This is a genomic window from Roseibium sp. (assembly GCF_048261595.1).
Lineage (GTDB): Bacteria > Pseudomonadota > Alphaproteobacteria > Rhizobiales > Stappiaceae > Roseibium.
On sequence record NZ_JBLXFW010000004.1, the window covers coordinates 423,853 to 447,945 of the forward strand.

20 protein-coding genes are annotated in these 24,093 nt (G+C 59.5%); 13 read left to right on the top strand and 7 right to left on the bottom strand.

All coding sequences use genetic code 11. The annotated features are described in order from the left end of the window. The first annotated feature begins 23 nt into the window (after nt 1-23). Nucleotides 24-974, top strand: coding sequence for a glycosyltransferase family 2 protein (locus tag ACN0SY_RS15500; RefSeq protein WP_417688645.1), 951 nt, complete (start codon nt 24-26; stop codon nt 972-974). A 140-nt stretch (nt 975-1,114) separates the two neighbouring features. Next, nucleotides 1,115-1,747, top strand: a complete 633-nt coding sequence (locus ACN0SY_RS15505) for a hypothetical protein (protein ID WP_417688647.1) — start codon at nt 1,115-1,117, stop codon at nt 1,745-1,747. A gap of 5 nt (nt 1,748-1,752) precedes the next feature. Here ACN0SY_RS15505 and ACN0SY_RS15510 read toward each other — a convergent pair whose 3' ends face one another. The 4 genes from ACN0SY_RS15510 to ACN0SY_RS15525 form a co-directional block, all read right to left on the bottom strand. Then, the gene (locus ACN0SY_RS15510; protein ID WP_417688649.1) at nt 1,753-2,691 is read right to left on the bottom strand and encodes a glycosyltransferase family 61 protein; all 939 of its coding nucleotides are present in this window, start codon (nt 2,689-2,691) and stop codon (nt 1,753-1,755) included. 207 nt (nt 2,692-2,898) lie between these two features. Continuing rightward, entirely contained in the window at nt 2,899-4,632 is a 1,734-nt protein-coding gene (locus ACN0SY_RS15515; protein ID WP_417688651.1) for a thiamine pyrophosphate-requiring protein, read from the bottom strand. Between the two features lie 135 nt (nt 4,633-4,767). Continuing rightward, entirely contained in the window at nt 4,768-5,682 is a 915-nt protein-coding gene (yegS, locus tag ACN0SY_RS15520) for a lipid kinase YegS (RefSeq protein ID WP_417688653.1), read from the bottom strand. Between the two features lie 28 nt (nt 5,683-5,710). Continuing rightward, entirely contained in the window at nt 5,711-6,634 is a 924-nt protein-coding gene (locus tag ACN0SY_RS15525) for a LysR substrate-binding domain-containing protein (protein ID WP_417688655.1), read from the bottom strand. A 208-nt stretch (nt 6,635-6,842) separates the two neighbouring features. Between ACN0SY_RS15525 and ACN0SY_RS15530 the strand changes: the two genes are divergently transcribed. Together ACN0SY_RS15530 and ACN0SY_RS15535 are read left to right on the top strand one after the other, a co-directional pair. Continuing rightward, the gene (locus ACN0SY_RS15530; RefSeq protein WP_417688657.1) at nt 6,843-8,060 is read left to right on the top strand and encodes an acyl-CoA dehydrogenase; all 1,218 of its coding nucleotides are present in this window, start codon (nt 6,843-6,845) and stop codon (nt 8,058-8,060) included. Nucleotides 8,061-8,121: 61 nt separating this feature from the next. Further along, nucleotides 8,122-9,303: an NAD(P)/FAD-dependent oxidoreductase gene (locus ACN0SY_RS15535; RefSeq protein ID WP_417688659.1), complete on the top strand. Its 1,182-nt coding sequence runs from the start codon at nt 8,122-8,124 to the stop codon at nt 9,301-9,303. A 42-nt stretch (nt 9,304-9,345) separates the two neighbouring features. On the opposite strand, the gene ACN0SY_RS15540 is transcribed toward ACN0SY_RS15535, so the two are convergent. After that, nucleotides 9,346-10,197 carry an N-formylglutamate amidohydrolase gene (locus tag ACN0SY_RS15540; protein ID WP_417688661.1) on the bottom strand — a complete coding sequence of 284 codons (852 nt, stop codon included), beginning with the start codon at nt 10,195-10,197 and terminating at the stop codon, nt 9,346-9,348. Nucleotides 10,198-10,541: 344 nt separating this feature from the next. On the opposite strand from ACN0SY_RS15540, the gene mgrA reads away from it, so the two are divergent. Both mgrA and ACN0SY_RS15550 read left to right on the top strand, forming a co-directional pair. Beyond that, the gene (mgrA, locus tag ACN0SY_RS15545; RefSeq protein WP_417688663.1) at nt 10,542-11,570 is read left to right on the top strand and encodes an L-glyceraldehyde 3-phosphate reductase; all 1,029 of its coding nucleotides are present in this window, start codon (nt 10,542-10,544) and stop codon (nt 11,568-11,570) included. Nucleotides 11,571-11,748: 178 nt separating this feature from the next. Continuing rightward, a complete protein-coding gene (locus tag ACN0SY_RS15550) occupies nt 11,749-12,927 on the top strand; it encodes a pyridoxal-phosphate-dependent aminotransferase family protein (protein WP_417688665.1) in 1,179 nt (392 codons plus the stop codon). A 16-nt stretch (nt 12,928-12,943) separates the two neighbouring features. Here the strand turns inward: ACN0SY_RS15550 and pap are convergent, their stop codons facing one another. Further along, entirely contained in the window at nt 12,944-14,410 is a 1,467-nt protein-coding gene (pap, locus tag ACN0SY_RS15555) for a polyphosphate:AMP phosphotransferase (RefSeq protein ID WP_417688667.1), read from the bottom strand. Between the two features lie 210 nt (nt 14,411-14,620). Here pap and ACN0SY_RS15560 point away from each other — a divergent pair, with 210 nt between their 5' ends. The 7 genes from ACN0SY_RS15560 to ACN0SY_RS15590 all read left to right on the top strand — a co-directional run bounded on the left by ACN0SY_RS15560 (nt 14,621) and on the right by ACN0SY_RS15590 (nt 23,485). Next, nucleotides 14,621-16,678 carry a VTT domain-containing protein gene (locus ACN0SY_RS15560; protein ID WP_417688669.1) on the top strand — a complete coding sequence of 686 codons (2,058 nt, stop codon included), beginning with the start codon at nt 14,621-14,623 and terminating at the stop codon, nt 16,676-16,678. Nucleotides 16,679-16,916: 238 nt separating this feature from the next. Beyond that, on the top strand, nt 16,917-17,345 hold the full coding sequence (locus ACN0SY_RS15565) for a YeeE/YedE family protein (RefSeq protein WP_417688671.1): 429 nt from the start codon (nt 16,917-16,919) through the stop codon (nt 17,343-17,345). 4 nt (nt 17,346-17,349) lie between these two features. Continuing rightward, on the top strand, nt 17,350-17,793 hold the full coding sequence (locus tag ACN0SY_RS15570; RefSeq protein WP_417688673.1) for a DUF6691 family protein: 444 nt from the start codon (nt 17,350-17,352) through the stop codon (nt 17,791-17,793). Between the two features lie 89 nt (nt 17,794-17,882). Continuing rightward, nucleotides 17,883-18,776, top strand: coding sequence for an MBL fold metallo-hydrolase (locus ACN0SY_RS15575; RefSeq protein ID WP_417688675.1), 894 nt, complete (start codon nt 17,883-17,885; stop codon nt 18,774-18,776). A 36-nt stretch (nt 18,777-18,812) separates the two neighbouring features. Further along, entirely contained in the window at nt 18,813-20,489 is a 1,677-nt protein-coding gene (locus ACN0SY_RS15580; RefSeq protein WP_417688677.1) for a TIGR01244 family sulfur transferase, read from the top strand. A gap of 86 nt (nt 20,490-20,575) precedes the next feature. Beyond that, nucleotides 20,576-22,360 carry a SulP family inorganic anion transporter gene (locus ACN0SY_RS15585; RefSeq protein ID WP_417688679.1) on the top strand — a complete coding sequence of 595 codons (1,785 nt, stop codon included), beginning with the start codon at nt 20,576-20,578 and terminating at the stop codon, nt 22,358-22,360. A 66-nt stretch (nt 22,361-22,426) separates the two neighbouring features. Next, a complete protein-coding gene (locus tag ACN0SY_RS15590) occupies nt 22,427-23,485 on the top strand; it encodes a hypothetical protein (RefSeq protein WP_417688681.1) in 1,059 nt (352 codons plus the stop codon). Here ACN0SY_RS15590 and ACN0SY_RS15595 read toward each other — a convergent pair. Continuing rightward, nucleotides 23,475-23,969, bottom strand: a complete 495-nt coding sequence (locus ACN0SY_RS15595; RefSeq protein WP_417688683.1) for a hypothetical protein — start codon at nt 23,967-23,969, stop codon at nt 23,475-23,477. The two genes, ACN0SY_RS15590 and ACN0SY_RS15595, sit on opposite strands and share 11 nt — an antisense overlap. Nucleotides 23,970-24,093: the final 124 nt, after the last annotated feature.

The following is a 24,093-nucleotide window of genomic DNA, read 5'->3' on the forward strand; positions in this document are numbered from 1 at the left end:
AGTTCCGGCTACTGAAACCATCCATGACTGACACTCAACTGCGCATCGGCATCATGATCTGCACGGCCAAGCGGCCGAAGATGCTTGAGAACTGCCTGAAATCCCTGGCACGACAGGACATTGAGCCCGGGTGGGTGGTGGAGATCTGCGTGGTTGAGAACGATGACGATCTCCATTCCCGCGAGGCAATTTCCCGGTCCGCCGCCGAGTGTCCGTTCCCGATCCACCACGTCCTTGAAACGTGTCGCGGTATTCCCTTTGCGCGTAATCGCACCCTCAGGGAGGCAATGGACCGCAAGTATGACTGGATCGCTCTCATCGATGACGACGAAGTGGCGCTGGACGGATGGCTCAAGGCGCACATGCACGCCGTCGAATGCTACGAGGCGGATGTGAGTTATGGCGACATTCGGCAAGAATATGAGCAGGAACCGCCTAAGTGGTGGACGTCGGCCCCATCGATCCCAGCCGCTATCGGCACCGAGCTTCGACGGGCATCAACCGGAAATGTCATGTTTTGCAGAGATATTCTCGACGCTCCTGCATTGCTGCGGTTCGACGAGCGCCTGCTCTACGGATACGAAGACCTCGATTTTTTCGAGCGGGCCCACGGCATGGGCTATAAGATTGTCTCTGCTCCCGATGCAGTCATAATCGAAGACGTTCCAGCCAGCCGTATGGAGCCATCCAGATTGTTGAACTGGTGCCGTGCCAGCGCTGCATCTCATACCCAAGTAGCAATCATTCGCCGTGGTCGTCGGCGAGCCGCAGTCAAATTCGGACTAAAAGCACTGCGGAGGATACTGGGTGGCGCCCTTGGTAGTGGTATCGCTTTTGTTCCCGCCAAACTCGGCAGCCAAACTGCAGTACACGCCTTCTATAAGTTCAGAATGCGTATGGCACGCGGTATCGGGAACATGCAGGGCTTAATCAATACGCCCTATCACTACTACGAGAAAATCGACGGACGGTAGCACGTCCGTCCTTTCATCTATCTATGGGGCCAATATTGGATAGGAACATTTTCGTATTCTGGACCGGCGAAAATCCGATGTCGGAGGAACGCAGGGCTTGCCTTCAGACCCTAACCAGAAGCGAATGTGAAATCACGTTGGTGACTGGCAACACTCTGCCGGGGTGGATTAAGTCTGAGGCGCCGCTCCATCCAGCATATGAATTCCTGTCTGCGGTCCATCGCTCCGATTATTTACGTCCATATTTTATGCACCACTACGGTGGTGGCTATGCGGACATTAAAGCTACCACTACGTCTTGGCGCCCGGCATTCGACCTGTTGGATAGATCTCCTGACGCATTCGGAATCGGGTATTCTGAAAAATCTGCCAAAGGTGTTGCGCATATCCATCGGCACACACTCGATGGCGACTATTTCTTCCGCGGGGAGCCCGCAAACAAATATGCAAATCTTTTGCGCTATCGCTACCTTCGCTTGCGCTGGCGCAGTCTGATCGGAATGTGTGCCTATGTGTTCAAACCCGGCACCGAGTTCACCTCGAATTGGCTTCAAACCGTTGAAAAGAGATTGGACGCACTCTTTCCTTTGTTGAAGGAACGTCCGGCCTCCGATCCACGTCAATCGTCGGACACACCATTAGCTGAAGGAACGCTGCCCTACCCCGTCCCATGGTCTTTCCTCTGTGCGGACGTGATACATCCTTTAGTGTATCAGTACAGAGGTCGAGTCCTTCAAGGCCTTCCGACCCCCAGCTTCAAGAACTACCAGTAGAAATCTCAATTAAGAGCAGCGAACTCGGCGCGAAGTGCCGGGATGTCAACTTCGGTTGTTGCCATGAACTCCCTGCCTTCCGGGTTGAGTGTCATCTGGCTAACGTAGTCAAAGCCGAGAACCCGCGCCATGACATAATAATGCAGCCCGCCCATCTGCGGGCTGAACAATTCGATGACCTTGCATGAGCCACCGCTCCTGAAGAGAATATTGGTGAGGCCTGCTCCGTGGGCGCCGGCAATGACAGAGGCCTGACTGAAGATCTCGGCCTGTTCCTTCAGGCTGAACTCGGACGGGTCGATCAGATCGAACCCGAAGTCAAGTGCGAGTTCGTTCACCTCGTCCTGGTTTCTAAACCCCCTGCCATTGGCAGCAGATTTGCCGCGTAGCACGAAGATCCGCCGGCCAGGCTCCCGCGGCTCAGGTGCGCCGACACGATCTCGAATCGATGCGAGATACCCCTGATTGCCTAATAACTCGCGGATCACATAGGCCTCGTCGATCGCAACGACTTCTTTACGCCCTTGAACGATTACTTCGCGCTCACCGAAGAACCCCAGATCTTGTGCTTGTTTGAAGAATCGTGTTGCAGCGGTCTTTTCCGGCACCAGAAACGGGATATCAGCCGGAAGCCCGAACGCGTCGGCAACGCACACCTTGGCGGCCACGTAGAGAAAAAAATGGCAATAATTGTCGCCGTGGAAATGGTGTAACAGAATCGCAGACGTCAGCCGACGTTGAGGTGTTTTCAAGTGGGCCAGAAATCGCGGGTTACGCTCGCGCTCGGGCAGATCGCTCGAGCCCCAAAGCACCCTTCCGCCGACGAAGAGAATTCCCATCTTCGGGTCGACCGTGCAGGGCACATTCAATTTCAGGATCGCTTCCCGATCGCTCTCATGTGACCATCGATGAAGAAAGCTGCGGGCCTGATCCGGTAGGTTCACTGGTCCGTCGTCATTCTGCGGCCCTCGCCATACCTCGGAAATTACCGTCGTCAGGCTTTCAAAGTCGGCGCGCGGCCACAGGCTGTCCAGCCCCCGCGAAACGGCCTTGCGCGCGCGATGAAATTCGTTTCGCAGTGGATAGCTCATCCGGGCCGGTCTCCATGGGGCTCTCCGATTGGGGAGCCCCACCCCTACAATAGGGTTGCCCTACCCCGCAATCTTGATTTCCACCAGTGCCAATCCGCGGTTCTGGTCGATGTGGGCAATCGCATCGCTCAAAACCTTAGGCAAGTCCTTGCCCTCAGTAACGCTTGCGGTCCAGGCGCGGCTGGCCTCGGCCACCTTGGTGAAGTCCGGGCTCGGCGTCAGGCTGACCAGCGGCATGTCGTTGGATTTGGCCGCATAGCCGTCCGGATAGATGCCCGTCACCGAGTGGCGCACGGCCCCCCATTCGGAATTGTTCAGCACGAGGATCAGCATCGGCAGCCCCAGGCTTTCCGCGATCTGGTGGCAGGTAACCGGGTTGGAGAACATGTAGGAACCGTCGCCCATGGTCGCCACCACAAGCTTGTTCCGGTCGGCAAGCTGAATGCCGAGACCACAGGGGAAGGACCAGCCGAGCCCCCCTGAATGCGGCTCCTGGTACCAACTGCCGTGTTCCTTCAGGTCGATCTGCGCCATCGGGCAGCCAAGTTCTGACAGCACGGTCGCGTCCCGGCCCTGGATTGCATTCGACAGGCATTTGGAGACATAAGCCTTGGTCATGGGAGAGCGGTTGCCCGCATCGGCCGCAGCCAATGCTGCCTTTTGCGCCTTGCCCGTTCGCTCTACAACGATCTTGCGCCGCTCGGCGACCAGTGCCTCCTTACCGCTTTCCAGCGCCTTCATTGCCTCTGCGAGGGCCAGCACAGCATCTGAAGTTTCCGCCATGATCGACAGGTTCGAGCGGAAATTGCGGACCGGGAAGCGGGAATAGAGCGGGTTCTGCCCGATCTGGATGATCTTGCAGTCCGCCTTTGGCTTGTGAACGTCCGGCGACCACGGGGCCAGGCAATCCAGGACAACAATGGCGTCGGCTTCACTGATGTAGGGCTCAAGATCCGCGCCCGCGTTCATAGGGTGCATGGTCGGCAGCGCCAGCTGCACGGCCCAGTATTGCGACACCGGGATCGCCCAGCGTTCGACCATCTCGGAGAAGGCGGCGAAGGCCTCGGCAGAGCCGGCCCCACGCTGCGCGACGATCAAGGGCCGCTTGGCTTCCGCCAGGATCGAAGCTGCTTCGGCAATTGCCTGCGGATGCACGCCAACCTTGTGCGCTGCCATTGTTGGAGCCGGATCAAGTTCGGACCTCGGGCAAGGTTCGCAGAGTACTTCCCGCGGCAGGCTCATATAGACCGGCCCCTTGGGCAGCGAAGTCGCGATGGCATAGGCACGGTCGGCCATTTCGGCAACCTGCTCCGGGAACCGCAGCTCGTAGTCCCATTTCGAGGCCTCGCGCACCAGGGCGGTCTGGTCCCGCATTTCCTGGCCCCACCCGATCGGCACCGTTCGCGCACCAAGGCGGTCGCGCTCCACCACCGGTGTCTTTCCGGAAAAAAGCAGAACCGGCACGTGGTCGGTGGCGGCATTGATCGCGCCGATCGCACAGTTTGCCAGACCCACATTGGTGTGCGCCATGACGGCCTGCGCCTTGCCGGTGGCGAAGTAGTAGCCGTGAGCCATGCCCATGGCGGCATTCTCATGAGGCATCACGAGCGCTTCGGGCAGGTCGACCTGCTTTGCGCGCGCCTCCGCCAGTCCCTCGATAATGGGAGGAAAGTCAGTGCCGGAATTGGCGAAGATATAGTCGACGCCGAGCGTTTTCAGTCGCGCAAGAAGAGCGCCGCCAGCCGTCATGGTCTCCGGGGTTTTCGTCTTGCCGCTGGTGTCGTCGTTCGACATTTTTTGCTCCGCATCTTCGCATGCCACAGGCGCCTCTGCGGCGCTTTCCCGAGCGAGATACATGAGACAGAACGGACTCCGGAAGCGGTCAAATACGAGCGTGCCGCTTAGCGGCACGCGAGCCTGTCAAGGCATTCAAGGCCGGCGCATCCGGATGGCACCTGGCGCCATTGAAAACTCGAGCCGACGAGCATGCACCGGCTCGCCGTCGAGGTTGACCTGGAAATCCTCTGCAGTTTCCAGTGTCAGGGCAGACACGCGGGCGGTCACCATATGATCCTTCATCCCTTGCATCCCCTCTTCTGCCAGCACTCTAAGGATATCCGGCACGTCTTCCGCTTTCGGGCTCGGCAGAACGGTCACATCCAGAAGCCCGTCATCAAGCCGGGCATCCGGACACAACTGAACACCCCCGCCGGCCTGTGTTCCATTGCCAACGGCGAATGCGAGAAAGTCCCCCTCCCACGTAAGTTCGGGCGATGAGAGGCGCCCGGAGCTTGCCGCAAGTTCAGAGAATCTCTGCAGCCCGGTGAAAAGGTAGGCGGCGCCTCCCAGCAGCTTCTTGAGCCGGGGGTCGGTCTCCGTCGTCACCCTCGTTCCAAAGCCACCGGTGGCGACGTTAACGAAGGGGCGGCCATTCGCTAGCCCGATATCGGTCGATCGCGCCTGCGCCGTCGCAGCAATCCAGAGGCATTCGGCGATATTCGCCGGATCAAGTCCGACGCCGCGTGCGAAATCATTTGCCGTACCAAGAGGCAGAAGACCGAAAGCAAATGGAATGTCCTCCGGTTTTCCCGCCTCCTCATGAGCAGCGGCGACGACCTCGTTCAAGGTGCCGTCACCACCACCCGCGATCAGGGTATCGATGGACGCCGAATGGGCATCGGCAAGCGCTTCCGTAACGAAGTGCCTTGCATCGTTGGCTTCCCAGGTCACACGGACCGAAACATCGTGCCCTCTCGACCGCAGGCGCGAAACGGCCTGACGAACGTCTTCACGATCCGCGGCCTTGCCATGCAGGATCAGTCTGGCATGCGACTTCTTCGACAAGATGACCTCCGTTTCCGGTTACCCGGCTTCACTCAGGCAGCATTGCTTCCCGGTCGATACGTGCATTGCGGGCTTCTTCCAGGAGCCAGCTTCTGAAGTTGGCAACGACCGGACGTAGGGTTCGGTTCTCCGGATAAACGAAATAATATGCGGTTTGTTGCGCGAGGGAGATATCAAACAGCCGGACAAGACGGCCGGATGCCAGTTCGCTCTCGACGAAGAACTTCGGTACCAGCGCGGCGCCGGCGTGATGGATCGCTGCCTCCGAGATCATGACGAACTGTTCGAAGCGGGCCCCCTGGAAAGCTGTATCGGCCTCCACGCCCGCCAGATCGAACCACTGACGCCAAGCCAAGGGCCGCGTTGACAATTGCAGGCGCGGGACGTTGACCAGATCTGCCGGGGTTCGAATCCCATGGCGGTCACGGTAGACCCGCGACGAAACCGGAATGACCTCCTCCGCGAAAAGCGGTTCCGCGATCGCTCCCGCCCATACCGGATCGCCGTGATGGATCGCGCCATCGAACGGTTCGGTTTCGAAGTCGAACGGCTGCAGGCGAACGCTCATGTTCAAACCGGCACTTGGATGCCGGCGCTGAAACTCGGCCAGACGCGGAGCAAGCCACCTGGTGCCGAATGTGGGCAAAACGGCCAGGTTCAGAACATCCTCGCTCCCTGCATAGGACATAACCTGCCGAGTGGCGGTGGTTAGGGAATCCAGTGCGCCGCGAATATCATGAAGATAGAGCCGTCCGGCATCGGTGAGGACGATACGCTGCCGAATGCGCCGGAACAGCTCGACGCCAAGGCGGTCCTCAAGGTGGCGAACCTGCTTCGATATTGCCCCTTGCGTGAGGTGAAGTTCTTCCGCCGCACGGGTGAAACTAGAGTGGCGGGCAGCGCACTCGAAGGCGATCAGGGCATCTGCCGGCGGCACAAAGGCGCGTTTCATCTGTCAATTCCATTTCCGCTTGAACAGACGCCCGCTTACGCAGAAAGCATGTTCGTTCATTCCAGTTTGGCATGAATAGGGGAGAAGAAATCACTTTTTTGCAAGGCACACAAACCGCAAGATCGGATCAACGTGAAATTCATCCCCGGATGGCGCGGCTCGACATGCGCCAGGAACAAATAAAAGGCCTAGTGCCAAGGGAGCTCCCATGACTGCATCGCCCTCCGCAAAATCTTCCCCCGCCGGTGGCGGTACCTTCGACTGGCAGGATCCGTTCCAGCTTCGTGACCAGCTGAACGAAGACGAAGTCCTGATCATGGAAAGCGCCCATGCCTACGCTCAGGAAAAGCTGCTTCCGCGGGTAATCGAGGCATACTCCCAGGAGAAGACCGACCGCGAGATCTTCAACGAGATGGGTGAACTCGGCCTCCTCGGCGTGACGCTGCCGGAGGACTACGGCTGCGCAGGTGCATCCTATGTCGCCTACGGTCTCGTCGCGCGTGAAGTGGAACGCGTCGACAGCGGCTATCGCTCCATGATGAGCGTTCAGTCCTCGCTGGTGATGTACCCGATCTATGCCTACGGCTCCGAGGAACAGCGCAAGAAATACCTGCCGAAGCTGGCGACCGGCGAATATGTTGGCTGTTTCGGTCTGACCGAGCCGGATGCGGGTTCTGACCCGGCCGGTATGCGCACCCGGGCCGAGAAGATCGACGGCGGCTACAAGCTGACCGGATCGAAGATGTGGATCTCCAACTCTCCGATCGCCGATGTATTCGTCGTCTGGGCCAAGTCCGAAGCTCATGATGGTGCAATCCGCGGCTTTGTCCTCGAAAAGGGCACGAAAGGGCTCAGTGCTCCGAAGGTCGGCGGCAAGCTCTCCCTGCGCGCGTCCATCACCGGTGAGATCGTGCTCGACAATGTTGAGGTCGGTGAAGATGCCCTCCTTCCGAACGTATCCGGCCTGAAGGGTCCGTTCGGATGTTTGAACCGGGCCCGCTATGGCATTGCCTGGGGCTCAATGGGAGCTGCCGAGGATTGCTGGACACGCGCTCGCCAGTACGGCCTGGAGCGTCACCAGTTTGGTCGGCCGCTTGCACAGACCCAGCTCTTCCAGAAAAAACTTGCCGACATGCAGACCGAGATCACCCTCGGCCTTCAGGCCGCGCTCCGCGTCGGCCAGCTGTTCGATGCAGGCAAGGTCGCTCCGGAGATGATCTCCATCATCAAGCGCAACAACTGCGGCAAGGCGCTCGACATCGCCCGCATGGCTCGCGACATGCACGGCGGCAATGGCATTTCCGAAGAATATCATGTGATGCGTCATGCCCAGAACCTGGAGACGGTCAACACATACGAGGGCACGCATGACGTTCATGCGCTGATCCTCGGCCGCGCCCAGACCGGCTTGCAGGCATTCTTTTAAAAGCATGGCGTCGCCGGAGGTGCCCCCCGCCTCCGGCCACCGATCAGGCAGGCCGTAGCGGATGAGCATAAATTCTGCAGACGTTATCATCATCGGCGGTGCCGTCATGGGCTCCTCCACGGCCTGCCAACTTGCGCAGCGGGACGATTTTTCCGGACGCATCATCGTCATCGAAGCGGATCCGGCCTACGGCATCTGTGCGTCAGCCCGGTCGGCGGCTTCCATCCGCCAACAATTTTCCAGCGCGATCAATATTGAGATATCGCTGTTCGGGATCGAATATCTCAGGACCATCGGCGACCGGCTGGAAGCAAACGGCGACAAGCCGGTGATAGACCTGCACGAGGGCGGCTATCTCTTCCTGGCGACGCCGGACAAGCTCGACATTCTTGAAACAAACCACACGCTGCAGACAGGATTGGGCGCCGATATCCGTCTTTTCGACCAGAACGGTCTGAAGGCTCGCTTCCCGTGGCTGGAGACAAGCGATCTCGCAGCGGGGTGTCACGGTGTGACCGGCGAGGGCTGGTTCGACGGCTATGCGCTCATGCAGGCTTTTCGCCGGAAGGCGCGGTCCCTCTCGGTCGAGTACATTTCGGCCAGGGCCACCACGATCACCAAGACCGGAACCAGCTGGTCGGTCGAGCTGTCAGACGGCCGAACCCTGTCCTGCGGCGTGCTGGTCAATTGCGCCGGAGCTTCGGGTGGAGCAGAGATCTCCCGTCAAGCCGGCTTCGACGTGCCCGTGCATTCTCGCAAGCGTTTCGTCTTCACCTTTGAATGCCGGGACAAGCTGGCCGATTTCCCGCTCCTGATCGATCCGAACGGAACTTATGTCCGCCCGGAAGGATCCGGCTATATCTGCGGGGTCAGTCCTGCGGACGAAAATGATCCGGACAGCGACGACTTCGACGTCGATCATTCCTTGTTCGAAGAGACAATCTGGCCAACGCTCGCAGCCCGCGTACCCGCATTCGAAGCCATTCGTCCCGGCAAAGCCTGGGCGGGCCACTACGACATGAACCTTTTCGACCACAACGCTCTTGTCGGGGCTGTGCCAGGCATCGACGGCTACTACATGGCATTGGGATTTTCCGGCCATGGGCTGCAACAGTCGCCTGCGGTCGGGCGAGGTTTGTCGGAACTGATTGCGACGGGAGCCTATCAAACGCTCGACCTATCACCCCTCGGTCCTGAGCGCTTGACGCGTCGCAAACCCATTATCGAGAGGAACGTTGTCTAGGCGGCTAGCCGCCTTCGGAGACTTGTCGCCCGTAGCTGCTGGTCAGCTTGCGACTTCCATCGGCGGCGCATTTTCCCGGGACGGCGTTTCGTCGGGGGTAGTATCTTCGGGCGCATGACCCTTGGCCCAGTCAACAACACGCGCTAAGCCGTCAGCCAGGACGGCTTTCAACCGGGTGACCTGAATCTTGTCCGGCTCGAAGGGTGGCGACTCGTGGCGCAGATAACACCGCTGGGCAATGACAAGCGTCAGCGCGTGGATACCCCGATCTGGCTGGCCGAACTTCCGCGTTATGTGACCACCCCTGAACCGATCATCCACCGCGACCGAAAATCCTTTCAGGCCCGTGAATGACCCGACGAAGGTGTTGCGAAGCCCGTCGGCGCAACTCTTTCCACCGTCAGTGCCAATATTCAAAGCAGCAAGCTCGTCATCGATGAAGCCACGAATACGAGAACGAACGGACTGACTGTCACAGACGACGACCTGCTGGTGCATCTTTCGCAAACGGGCAACTTCCGCTTCCAGGGCCTGGTGAAAGGGATTGTAAAACAGCAGCATTCTCTGCTCGGCCTCAACGGGACCAGGCTCTTCGTCGGTTTTGTAAATTGTCTTTTGATCGAGCGTGACGGTGGGGCACAACGACTTTACGTCGGACACATCGGAGGCCTCGACAGCATGATCGAGATCGATCACGTATCGCGACACGGTCGAGCGAATGATCGTTGCTCCAAGTTCGCGGCCGACCTCCATCACTTGCTCAAGCCGCCAGGAGATATCTGCCTGCATACGCCCGGTTGCGCTGAAGCGCGCCTCCACAGCCGGGGGAATATCCACGCCGGTATGCGGCAAGCAAAGGATCAGTGGGCTGTCGCCCTTGTGGACGATAATCATGATTGGGCGACCAATGAATTTCTCGAAATATGCATCAAGTGTGCTGGCTTTCCCTTGCGGAAACAACATGATTTCCGCAATTCGTTCAATCTTTCTAAAATTTGCGTATTTCGATCGCTCGCGGGTTCAGACACCGTCGTGCACCACACCAGAACTTGCGTACCTGCGTGACCACCCTTTCCATTCGAGCGGGTACATGGTTAGATGAAATCATTCACACCGAAAACCCGGCCTTGGCCGGCATTCCAGAAACACACAGTTATCTGCCGCGACGGGCTTCAAGTAGCAGCTTGTGCCCGTGCTTGGACCGTGCGGCAAAAGTCATAACCTTGGGGGGAAAGAAGATGGCGTATTTGCCTTCTGACAAACGCTACGACTCAATGATTTACAATCGCTGCGGTCGCAGCGGACTGAAGCTTCCGGCGATCTCGCTCGGCCTGTGGCACAACTTCGGGGGCGACAGCGCACGGGAGAACGGGCGAGCCATGTGCCGGACGGCGTTTGATCTCGGCATCACTCATTTCGACCTGGCCAATAACTACGGTCCCCCTCCGGGATCTGCGGAAGAGGCCTTTGGCGAGATCCTGCGCACGGACTTCCATGGCTACCGTGATGAACTGGTTGTCTCCACCAAGGCCGGATACGGCATGTGGCCCGGACCCTACGGAGAATGGGGCAGCCGGAAGTATCTGCTCTCCAGCCTGGATCAGAGCCTGAAGCGTATGGGTGTCGACTATGTCGACATCTTCTATTCTCATCGCTTCGATCCCGACACTCCGCTCGAGGAGACCATGGGCGCCCTCGATTCCGCCGTGCGTCAGGGCAAGGCGCTTTACGTCGGCATCTCTTCCTATAGCTCCCAGCGTACCCGTGAGGCCGCCAAGATCCTGAAGGATCTCGGAACGCCATGTATCATCCATCAGCCCAGCTATTCGATGATCAACCGGTGGGTGGAAGATGACGGTCTCCTGGACGTTCTTGATGACGAAGGCATCGGTTCGATCGCCTTCACGCCACTGGCCCAGGGTGTTCTGACCTCGAAGTACCTCAAAGGTGTTCCTGAAGACAGCCGTGCCGCGGCTAACAAGTCGCTCAATCCGGACATGGTGAGCGACGACAAGATCGAGCGGATTCGGGGACTTGCTGCTATCGCTGAAGCGCGCGGGCAGTCGCTTGCGCAGATGGCTCTGGCTTGGGTCCTGCGTGGCGGCCGCGTGACCTCTGCCCTGATCGGTGCAAGCCGGCCGGGACAGATTACCGACTGTGTCGGTGCGCTTTCAAACCTTGCGTTCAGCGATGCCGAACTGAAGGAGATTGATCGGCTTTCGATCAACTTCGACGTCAATCTTTGGGCCCGCAGCTCCAACGCATGACACGGCGTATTTCGGCTGAATGACATCCCGGGGTGCGGCGGAAGCCGCCGCACCCTCCTCAGATCCTAGAATCTCGCCTTCGCATCAATTTCCCTCATCAAATCATCAGCGATTGTTGCTTTATCGCCGCCGTCAGCTGCCCTAGATTCTCGATAGAGAATTCAAGGGGTGGACAGTCATGACATTGCGCAACGGCAAGGAATTCCTGATGATTCCGGGCCCGACCAACGTACCGGACGAAGTGTTGCGTGCGATGCATCGTCCGGCGGTCGACATCTATGAAGGCCCGTTGATCGAAACCACTGAAATGTGTCTGCGCGGGCTGCAGAAGCTGTTCCGATCTTCCGGGAAACCCTACATCTATGCCGCCAACGGTCACGGAGCGTGGGACGCTGCATTGAGCAATACGCTGAGCCGGGGCGACAAGGTGCTCGTGCTCGAATCCGGCCGGTTCGCACTTGCCTGGGGCGAGGCTGCGGGTATTCCAGGTCTCCAGATGGAGGTTCTTCAGGGCGACTGGCGCAAAGCCGTTGATCCGGATGCGGTCGCGGCACGGCTGAGGCGAGACGATGCCGGCGACATCAAGGCCGTCCTTGTGGTTCAGGTCGACACCGCGTCGGGCGCCTGGAACGATATTGCCGCCATCAGAAAAGCCATGGATGCAGCCGGGCATAACGCGCTGCTCATGGTCGATACCATCGCTTCCCTTGGATGCATACCGTTCGAAATGGACGCCTGGGGCGTCGATGTTGCTCTGACCGGCTCCCAGAAAGGCCTGATGACCCCTCCGGGACTGTCCTTCGTCATCGCTGGTCCGCGGGCCGTTGAGGCGCATAAAACCGCAGACCTGCGCACCAACTACATGGACTGGACCTTTCGCGACGGCCCGGAGCACTATCAAAAATATTGCGGCACTCCACCGGAGCATCTTCTCTTCGGATTCAGGGCGGCGCTCGAAATGATCGAGGCGGAAGGGCTTGAGAATGTCTGGCATCGCCACGCGCTATTGGCCGAGGCAACCCGGCGCGCCGTCGGCGCATGGGGACAAGGCGGGGCGCTTGAACTGAACATTCTGGATCCGTTGGCAAGCTCCAACAGCGTGACCGTGGTTCGTTTCGGCGGACATGATCCCGCACCCTTGCGTCAGTTCACGCGCGAAACCTGCGGCGTCACGATCGGCGGGACAATCGGAGCCCTTTCCGGCCAAGGTATCCGCATTGGCCACATGGGGCATGTGAATGCCGTCATGACCCTGGGGACACTCTCAGCCATCGAACTCGGCCTGAACAAGACGGGTATTCCGCACGGCCGGGGCGGTGTGCAGGCAGCTCTCGACTATCTGGGCAGCGCCCTTTAGACGGCCGAGCTCGCCATCACAGTTCCTCTTCCAGACGGTTGCAGATGGTCTTGAGGACTTCGATGCGGGCGTGCCGCTTGTTTTCGGAAGAAATCAGCGTCCAGGGCGCATGGTGGGTGGACGTACGGTCGATCATGTCCCCGGCCGCGATGGCGTACTGGTCCCATTTCAAACGGTTACGCCAGTCGTCATCGGTGATCTTGTGCTGCTTGTAGGCAGTCTCTTCGCGTGCCTTGAACCGGCGTAATTGTTCTTCCGCGCTGATCGCGAGCCAGAACTTGCAGACGATATAACCGAAGCCGGTCAGCTCTTCCTCGAACTCGTTGATTTCGCTGTAGGCGCGCAGCCAGTCGTCGTGCCCGGCATAGCCTTCGACACGCTCGACAAGGACCCGCTCGTACCATGAGCGGTCGAAGATCGCGACGTGGCCCTTGCGCGGAACCCGACGCCAGAACCGCCAGAGGTATGGCCGGGCCTTCTCCTCGTCACTTGGCGCGGAGATCGGGTGGACCTGATAGATGCGCGGATCGAGAGGGCGGATCACTCGCCGGATCGCCCCTCCCTTACCGGCGGCGTCGTTGCCCTGGAAAACCAGGATCATCCCCCTCTTTGAAAAGTCCTTGGTATCTGAAATGTCGCCAAGTCGCTCCTGCAGCTCGTCACGCTGCTTTTCATAGTCGGCTTTCGAAATGGAGGCCGTCAGATCGACCGCATCGACCGCGGATTGGCGCCTCAAACCACTAACGACCGGTGGCGCGGCAATGGATCCGTTCTCGCCGTCCTCAAGTTTCAGACGCATGGCCGAGGCCAGCGTCTGGGCTAGCGCCGCATCTCGAAACTCCGGGTCCTGCGAGGGAATGACAAACCAGGGTGCATGCCCCTTGCTGGTCTCGAGAATAATCTTTTCGCCATGCTCGGATGCCTTGGCGTGGTTTTTCAAGGCCGCCCAATCCGCCAAAACGTGGCGGGCGACCTCCTTCTTCCGGATTTTCTTGAGCCGTCGCTCCTGGTCCTCCTTCGGCAGCAGGAACCAGAACTTCAAGAGGAGCACCCCTTCATGGGCCAGCATTTCCTCGAACAAACGGATCTTGGTCAGCTCGCTCTCAAATGTCCGATCATCGATCTTGTCAAAGATCCGGTCGCGAAGCGCTTTCTGATACCAGCTACCGAAGACGACAGCAGTCTGGCCTTTCGCCGGAAGATCCCGCCAGTAGCGCCACAGGCGGGGACGCAAGCGCGCCTCGTCCATGGGTTCGCCATAGGCATTACAGACGATGTGGCGGGCATCCATCCACTCGTAGAGCCTCGCAATCGCCTCACCCTTGCCGGCACCGTCCAGACCGTCGACCAGAATGATTGTCGAGAACGGCTTCTTTTCGACGATCTCGAGCTGCGCCGATAGCAGAGCCTGACGTAATTCCGGCTCCAGCTTCCGAAATGTTTTCTTGTCCATCTTTTGCGGCAAATGCGCAGATTCAAACATCTTCAGAGCTCCACGGCATGCAATCCCGCCAATCCGTTCCATTGGTGCAACGAATGCTTAGCAGATCATTTACCATAATGCCGTCATTGAAGATTTCCGAAATATCGCACGCCGCGAAACCGAGATTTTTTGCCCTGTTGAGCCGCAGGTTCGTTGCCTATATGAAGCCCAATGCCTTTGCTCAGCACATGATGGACGAGCCCTGATCCCGTGACGCAAATTCTGGAACAACTCGTCAATTTCATCGGTGACAATCCGTCACTTGCCGGCTTTATCTGTTTCGCAGCAGCGATGGGTGAAGCCCTCTTCATCATCGGGCTGGTCGTTCCAAGTACGGTCGTTCTTGTCGGCGCGGGTACGTTTATCGGCCTCGGCAAGCTGGACCCGGTTTCGATTTTCATCTGGACCACACTCGGCGCGACTGTCGGTGACGCAGTCTCCTACTGGTTCGGCTATTTCTACAAGGACCAGGTCCGCAAGCTTTGGCCGTTGTCGCGATATTCGAGCCTGATGGATCGGGGCGAAGAGTTCTTCAGGCTGCATGGCGGCAAAAGCGTCTTCATCGGGCGCTTCGTCCCGGGCGTCAAATCCGTCGTTCCGGGCATCGCCGGCATGGTCGGAATGAACGCCACGCGCTTCACCATCATCAACGTGGTCTCCGCATTTGCCTGGACAGTTGCGCATCTTGGTCCTGGCATCATTGCGGGCACCGCTCTGAGTGCGGTTGGCCAGATCAGTGGCCGGCTGGCTCTTGTACTCGGCGGCTTCCTGCTGATCGCCTTCGTGACCGTGATGCTGGGGCGCTGGCTGATCCTGATTATCCTGCCGCTGTTCCCTAACGCTCATTCGGCCATCGTCGACTGGTTTGCACGCCGCCCGGACCGCATTTCGGGCTGGATTGCAGAGACCTTCGATCCTTTGCACCCTCGCTCGAGCGGCATGCTCGTTTCTGCGCTGCTCCTGCTGATAACGATGCCGCTGTTCTTCTGGTTCATGGGCGAGATTGCGCCGGGCGAGCCGATGGTGCGCGCGGATATCGCAATCCTCAACATGTTCGAAACGCTGCGCTCACCTATCGGCGACCAGATCATGGTGGCAATCACGACACTCGGCGACGGCATCGTGGTAACCGCAGTCTCCATCGTCGTTGCCCTGTACCTCTTTGCGCGCAAGGCCTGGAGGCGGGCGACCGGTTTTGCTATCGCCATAAGCGTCACGGCCGTTTTCGTACCGCTGTTCAAGGCTCTGCTGGAACGCTCCCGGCCAATGGACCTCTACACCGGCGCTGACGCGTTCAGCTTTCCCAGCGGCCATGCGACGCTGAACACGGTGCTCTTCGGCATCTGCGCCGTTCTCATCGCCCACGACCGGAGCCGATGGGTCAAGGCCGGCATCTTTTCGGTCGCCGCCACCTACATCCTGGCCATGGGCTTCTCGCGGGTCTATCTCGGCGCTCACTGGGCGTCGGACGTGTTAGCCGGTCTTCTGTTCGGCACCGGTATGGTTGCGGCTTTCGCTTTCGTCTTCGGCCCGATCCATAACGAGAAGGTCGGCCGGATCACGCTTGCGGCAATCGTTGTCGGGGCTCTCGCCGCTTTTGGTGGCTGGCATGTCGCAACAGGCTTCGAGCGAGCCCTTGCGACCTATCAACCGCGAGCAGAGCGCGTCATCCTGACAGCGCGCGAGTGGACCGCACGTGGATGGCAGATGCTGCCCGACCATCGAATCGAACTCAACGGTGAAACGAAAGAACCGCTGGTCATCCAGTATGCCGGGTCGCCAGAACGGTTCTCCGAGGCACTGTTGCCTCAGGGGTGGATTCCGGCTCCAAAGTGGACCCTAGAAACCGCATCAGGATTCGTGGTCGGCGAGACCCCTGCGGAAAAGCTGCCCGCGCTTCCAAGAACCCAGAACGGACGCCAGCCAAGCCTGATCCTGATCCGAGGCGATCAAGCGACTGCACCGGACAACAATCGCTGGATCCTGCGGCTTTGGCCGAGCCGATACGAGATCCTGCGCAATGGCGATCTTCTTCCTCTGTTCACCGGCAGTGTTCTGCACGAAGAGATCTTGCGCCCCATGGGTGAGTTCTCCGGGCCAAAGATCGACCGGCAAATCCCGGCACTTGAAGAAAATCCAGCGATTTTGATACCTGGTGCGAACGTCCGCACACGAGCGGATGGCACCGAAGTCGTTCTGGCAATCGATCCGGTAGCACCACTTTTCGGCGCCACTGATAGCGGGCCGACCGCGCCTGCCCCACGCTGACCAGCCCATCTCGGCGCCAACTTCCCCACGGTTAAACCAACCGGCCAACCCGCCGTTCCTCCGGCTGCCCGCTTAGAGCAGGAACGAGGCCCTTCCGTAGTCTTCCGACTGACGGGCACATTTTGGCTGCGTTAACCTCCAAGAAATGAACATTGTCCGGGGTGAAAGAAACCTCTTGAATTTCTGCACCCTCAATTCTTATATTCGAATTATTGAAAATAAGGAGCGGGTTCCGACAATGACTGAATTCACACCGGTGATGTCGCTGATTGGCGGCGTCCTAATTGGCGTTGCCACCGTCGCGCTGATGGCGGTTCACGGGCGTATCGCCGGCATCAACGGCATCGTGGGCGGACTTCTCTCATCCCCAGCCAAGGGTGACTGGGCCTGGCGTGCCGCGTTCATCCTGGGCATGGTCGCTGCACCGACTGCAATGGTCCTGATTTCCGGCGAAATGCCGCAGATCACGGTCCCGGTCACGCCTGTCATGCTGGGCGTCGGTGGCTTTCTCGTCGGTATCGGCACCTCCCTCGGCTCCGGCTGCACCAGCGGACACGGCGTATGCGGCATGGCCCGCTTCTCCATCCGCTCAATCGTCGCGACGCTGACCTTCATGGCCACCGGCCTTGTCACCGTCTTTGTCATTCGTCACGTGATCGGAGGCTAATCAGATGCTCAAGACCGTATCAGCATTCGCCATCGGACTCGTTTTCGGCATCGGCATTCTTCTGTCAGGCATGGCGAACCCGGCCAAGGTTCTCAACTTCTTCGACGTTGCCGGCACATGGGATCCCAGCCTGATGTTCGTCATGGGCGGCGCCCTGACCGTCACGGCAATCGGCTATCGCCTGGTCTTCCGGATGAACCATCCGTTGCTTGCAAGCGGCTTCTCGCTTCCGACGCGCAAGGATCTGGACGTAAAGCTCATCGGCGGTTCGGCAATCTTCGGCATCGGTTGGGGGATTGCAGGCTTCTGCCCAGGAGGACTGGTACCGGCTCTCGGCCTTGGCCGCGTCGAACCGTTCATTACCGCCGCAGCGATCGTGGCAGGCATGCTCGCGGTTCGCTACGTGACCAGCATTCGCTCTGGTCAGGCCGCGGCTTCTGCCCGCTGACAACTTTAAGGCTTCCCGCAGTCCTTTTTTTGGACTGCGGGCCCGAGACAAACGGCTGGGCGCAAGATCGCCCTGTCCTCGAAATGGAGATGAAAGCAATGACTTATCCCGTCAACATGTCCCTTCATCCGGAAGTGACGGCCTTCTTCGATCCGGCAACCAATACCATCAGCTACGTCGTCAAGGATCCATCCTCCGACGCTTGTGCGGTTGTCGACAGCGTCATGGACATCGACTATGCGGCAGGACGCATCACATACGATCATGCCGATGAGATCATCGCCTTCATCCAGAAAAATAACCTCAAGCTGGAGTGGCTGATCGAGACGCACGTGCACGCCGACCACCTGTCTGCGGCCCCCTACATCCAGTCGAAACTGGGTGGCAAGCTGGGCATCGGCGACAAGATCACAGTCGTGCAGGATACATTTGGCAAGATCTTCAACGAAGGAACCGAGTTCCAGCGCGATGGCAGCCAGTTCGACAAGCTTTTTGCTGAAGGGGACACCTACACCATTGGCTCGATGAAGGCCTTTGCCATGTACACGCCGGGCCATACGCCTGCATGCATGGTTCATGTGATCGGCGATGCCGCGTTCGTCGGCGACACCCTCTTCATGCCGGATGGCGGTTCCGCACGAGCCGACTTCCCCGGCGGCGATGCCGGAACCCTTTACGATTCCATTCAGAAAGTGCTTTCCCTGCCGGACGACATGCGCCTTTTCATGTGTCACGACTACGGCCCGAACGGCCGTGACATCCAGTGGGAGACCACGGTTGGCGCCGAAAAGGAACACAACATCCATGTCGGCGGTGGCAAGACGAAGGAAGAGTTCGTCAAGTTCCGTACCGAGCGCGATGCGCAGCTCGACATGCCGAAGCTGATCATCCCCTCGCTTCAGATCAACATGCGGGGCGGAAAACTGCCGCCGAAGGACGAAAGCGGCAAGACTTTCCTGAAGGTGCCGGTGAACGGACTCTAAGAGAAACTGACGCCGGCTCGGCCGGGAGGTATGTTGATGGACGCACGGAAAATAACGGATCAACTGTCGGTCAGCCCCCAGATTGCGGTTGGCGACCTTTGGGAGATCGCCGCACAGGGCTACAGGTCGGTGATCTGTAACCGCCCCGACGGAGAAGCTGCCGACCAGCCGACCTTCGAGGAAATCGAAGCGGCTGCGGCCAAGGCCGGACTGACTATCCGTTACCAGCCCATCGTCGCCGGCAAGGTCAGCGACGATGACGCATTGGCGTTCGGAAAAGCGTTCGATGAGCTTCCGAAGCCTGTCCTAGCCTACTGCCGGACAGGAACCCGGTCAGCCACGCTCTGGTCCCTGGCCCAGGCAGACGCCTTGCCCGTGTCCAGCATTCTGGAAAAAACCAAAAGCGCCGGTTACGACATGGCGGGCGTCGTCAGGCGGATCGCCAATGGTGGCCGGACGCCGACGGAGACCGCGGAAGACGCACGCTTCGACGTGGTCATTGTCGGCGGAGGTGCTGCCGGTATCTCCGTTGCCTCAAGTCTGAGGTCGCGCAAGCCGGATCTCGAGATCGCAATCATCGACCCCGCGGACATCCACTACTACCAGCCGGGCTGGACGATGGTGGGAGGCGGTGTTTTCGAGGCGGCTGAAACCGCCAAGACCATGGGTTCCCTGATTCCCTCGGGGGTCCACTGGATCAAGTCGGCCGTTGCGGCCTTTGAACCGAAGGACAATGCGGTGATCCTCGACGGTTGCCGCGTCGTGAAATACGACCGTCTGGTCGTCTGTCCCGGCTTGAAGCTTGATTGGCACAAGGTGGAAGGCCTTGTTGAAACGCTTGGCAAGCACGGTGTTACGTCCAACTACAGGTACGATCTGGCGCCCTACACATGGCACCTCGTCAAAAACCTGAAGAAGGGTCGCGCCCTCTTCACACAGCCGCCGATGCCGATCAAATGCGCGGGTGCGCCGCAAAAAGCGCTCTACCTTTCCGCAGACCACTGGAGCCGGTCAGGCGCGCTGCGCGACATCAAGATCGAGTTCATGAACGCTGGCGGCGTCCTGTTCGGCGTCAAGGAGTACGTCCCTGCTCTCATGGACTACGTGAAGAAGTACGACGCTCAACTCAACTTCTTCCACAACCTGGTCGCAATCGACGGGCCGTCCCGAACGGCTACCTTCGAAATCCGCGAACCCGAGAAGGACGCGCGACGCATCGACGTCGGGTTCGACATGATCCACGTCACGCCACCTCAGACTGCACCCGACTTCATCCGGGTGTCGCCGCTGGCGGATGCTGCTGGCTGGGTCGATGTGGATCAGGCGACCCTGCGGCACAAGACGCATGACAACATCTGGTCCCTTGGCGATGTCATGAACGCTCCCAATGCCAAGACGGCGGCGGCGGCTCGCAAGCAGGCGCCCGTTGTTGCCGAAAATCTCGTCGCGGACATCGAGGGCAAGAGTGCCGTCGCCCAATATGATGGCTACGGCTCTTGCCCGCTGACAGTCGAACGCGGCAAGATCGTGCTGGCCGAATTCGGCTATGGCGGCAAGCTGCTGCCGAGCTTTCCGAAGTGGCTGATCGACGGCACCAAGCCGAGCCATGCTGCGTGGCTGCTGAAGGAACGGATCCTGCCGCCGGTCTACTGGCGTGCCATGCTTCGCGGCAAGGAGTGGCTGGCGAAGCCGGAAAAAGTCTCTGCCGGCTGAGGCTCTCGCCACGCACCTGCCGATCAACAACGTTTCGGGCCGGGCAACCGGCCCGACCGCTTTGAATTCCTCCAGAGTAGGCCCCCATGAAACATCTGCAGCGCTACCTTCCGATCCTGAGCTGGGGCCGGACGTACAACAGGGAAACGGCAACCAGCGATCTTGTCGCTGCGGTGATCGTCACGATCATGCTGATCCCGCAATCGCTGGCCTACGCGCTGCTCGCAGGGTTGCCGCCGGAAGTCGGTCTTTATGCCTCGATCCTGCCACTGGTCGCTTACGCCATCTTCGGCACCAGCCGGGCACTCGCCGTCGGGCCCGTTGCCGTTGTCTCGTTGATGACGGCCTCAGCGGTCGGGGAACTCGCGAGGCAAGGTACTGCGGAGTATCTTGGCGCTGCAATCGTCCTGGCCTTCCTGTCCGGCCTCATGCTGGTCGCAATGGGACTGTTCCGACTCGGGTTTCTGGCAAACCTGCTCAGCCATCCTGTGATTTCCGGCTTCATCACGGCATCGGGCCTGCTGATTGCCTCCAGCCAGCTGAAACATATCCTCGGTGTCTCCGCCGGCGGGCATAATCTATATGACATTCTCGGCTCGATCTTCTCGAAGCTTGGCGAAACCAACCTGATCACATTGGCTATCGGCATCGCCGCCACGGGCTTCCTGTTCTGGGTCCGCAAGGGCCTCAAGAAATTGCTGCTCGGCCTTGGCTTGCCGCCCTTCCTCGCCGATATCCTGACGAAAGCCGGACCAGTCGCCGCAGTCGCAGTCACGACCATCATCGCCGCCTTGTTCGACCTGGGCGCCAAAGGCGTACGCCTTGTCGGCGATATCCCTTCCGGGCTGCCGATGCCTCAATTGCCAAGCTTCGACAGCACGCTGTGGCTGCAACTTGCACCAGCTGCCCTGCTCATTTCCGTCATCGGTTTCGTAGAATCGGTCTCCGTCGCCCAGACGCTGGCCGCGAAAAAACGCCAGCGTATCGAACCCGACCAGGAACTCATCGGACTGGGCGCGTCCAACATCGCATCCGCGATTTCGGGCGGCTATCCGGTTACCGGTGGCTTTGCCCGCTCGGTCGTCAATTTCGATGCCGGAGCTGCAACCCCGGCGGCCGGGGCCTTTACCGCGGTCGGCATTGCCGTTGCGACCCTGTTCCTGACCCCGCTTCTGACCAATCTTCCGCAAGCGACGCTGGCCGCGACCATCATCGTGGCTGTGCTTTCGCTCGTTGACCTGGGCGCAATCAAGCGGACCTTCGCCTATTCCAAGAGCGATTTCACCGCCATGGCGGCGACGATCCTGATCACGCTGTTCTTCGGCGTCGAGCAAGGCGTCGTCTCCGGCGTGGTCCTGTCGATCGCATTGCATCTCTATCGCTCCAGCCGGCCGCACACGGCGATTGTGGGCGTGGTTCCGGGAACCGAGCATTTCCGGAATGTCGACAGGCATCAGGTCGCCACAGGAACGAGCGTCTTGACCCTGCGCGTCGATGAGAGCCTGTTCTTCGCAAACAGCCGCTTCCTGGAGGACAAGGTCTATGGCCTTGTTGCCGAGCGCCCCGAGATCAAGCATGTCGTCCTGATGTGCCCGGCGGTCAACGAAATCGACGCCAGCGCCCTGGAGAGCCTTGAGGAGATCAATCACCGTCTCTCCGACAGCGGCGTGAAGTTCCATCTCTCCGAGGTAAAGGGGCCTGTCATGGACCGGCTGAGGCGAACCGACTTGCTCAAGCATCTGACCGGGCAGGTCTTCCTGAGCCAGTACGACGCCCTGTGCACTCTGGATCCCGTGACGGCGCATCTGTCGGAGGCGCGAACGCCGAAGAAAAATGCCCAGTCGGATCTCTGGACGGGACCCGATATCTGATCCCGTCTCCGCACCGGCACGCATTCACGGCTTGCGCTAAGCCCTCAGCCCCGGCAGTTTGCGCCGATGAATGATCTGCCCAAGCCCTGTCGGCTACGACACAAGACGAAACACGGCGACGACGGCATCCTCGTCGTCGTCTTTTCGCAGGTGCGCGTTCCGGCTGGAAAATTCGGGTTGGAACGCCTCTTTGCAGGGACCCGTCACAACTGCCTGTTTCTCAATGATACCGGCAATCAATGGTACGTCGGCCTTGATGAAGAGATCGATGCCGTCATCGATGAAGCCGTTTCGCAGGTCCAGCCGACGAGGATCATCCACTACGGCTCGTCAATGGGAGGCTACGGGGCCCTCCTGACCGGTCTTCGTCGACGGGACGGAGAGATCCATGCCTTCGGCCCTGAACTCAGGCCCGGGCGCCCAGGTTACCAGAGTACGGACTATGGCGTTCCCTCCTGCGTACACGACATTCATCCGTCCGGTCAGCAGTTCCCGCATCACCTTCACCTGTATTTCGGATGTTTCGACCCGGTCGATGCCGCAGGCGCCGCGGAAACTGCGCAGCTGTTTCCTGAGGCGGACCTGCATCTTGTGAAGTCTTCGCACGCCAGCCACGATCATCTTTATTCGCTCAACATCATCCGAAAGATTATCCGGACCTTCGATCGTGATCCGGGAGCCGAACTCGTGGCTCGCGGTCTGAAGGCCGATATTTCAGAAGAAACGCTGAAGCAATTTGCGGCGCTCGGCGAACGCCTCGCTGCGGGGGATGCCGTCGACCCAAATCTGGTACGGCGTCTTCCAGGGTACGATGGGAACCCCGGCATGATCCGGCTGGCCGCAGAGGCGGAAGCAAATGTCCTTAGGCTCGATCGCGCCTTCACCACCGCGCTGCAGGCAGAACAACTGATCGAGAATGACCCGGTGCTGAGCACCTTGCCAAAGCGTTGGCGCAAGGAATTTCCGCTCAAGAGGGTGCGGTGGCTGATCGCGCAAGGTCAGAGCGAAGGCGCCCACCAGCTGCTGCTGGAGACCTGCAGGCGATTTCCCGTCGATGATGCCATGAAGGAGCTTTGCCATGACCTGGCCGTTCCGCTCCCGTCAGGTTGTGAGCCTATTGAGTGACGGACCGCGTTACAGGCAGGATTGGCTTGCAGAACTGAAAGTACCGGGGCTCGTGCGTGCCGTCCTGAATCAAAAGCCCTTCTTTGCCGCTCCGCCGCAACGTGATCAGGCCCAGCGCTTCTTCTCCTGATTCAAGGTCGCAATTCAGCGCCGCGCGCTGCGAATTTACCGAACCGGTTTCTGCGCCGTAGACGAGGCATATGCGGTCAGGTGTCTCGATCAGCCCCCGAAACACTGCGACGGCCGTGCCATCGTCTGCGGCATCGATCGCTTCAAGTCTTTGACAGGTAGGGACATCACTCGCCCAGATCCCTTGCGCGAAATCCGCGAACCGAAGATCGAGAACCTTGCGCTCAAGAATGGGTGAGCCTCGCGGAACCGATAGGACACGGTCCCCCTTGCCTGCATGTGCAGCCCCAAGGAAGGCAATGCCTGCACCAAACCCCAGCAAGGCGACTACGAGCGATCGCTTCACCAGATCCATTCTCCCGTTGAACTCATCCCGACAATCAGATGGCTAACCTATTGCGAGTTGCGACATGTTCGCAACTCCCTTGCGATCTGCGAGCTGCCTTCATCCGTTTATGCGCCAGAAGATCCGACTTGGC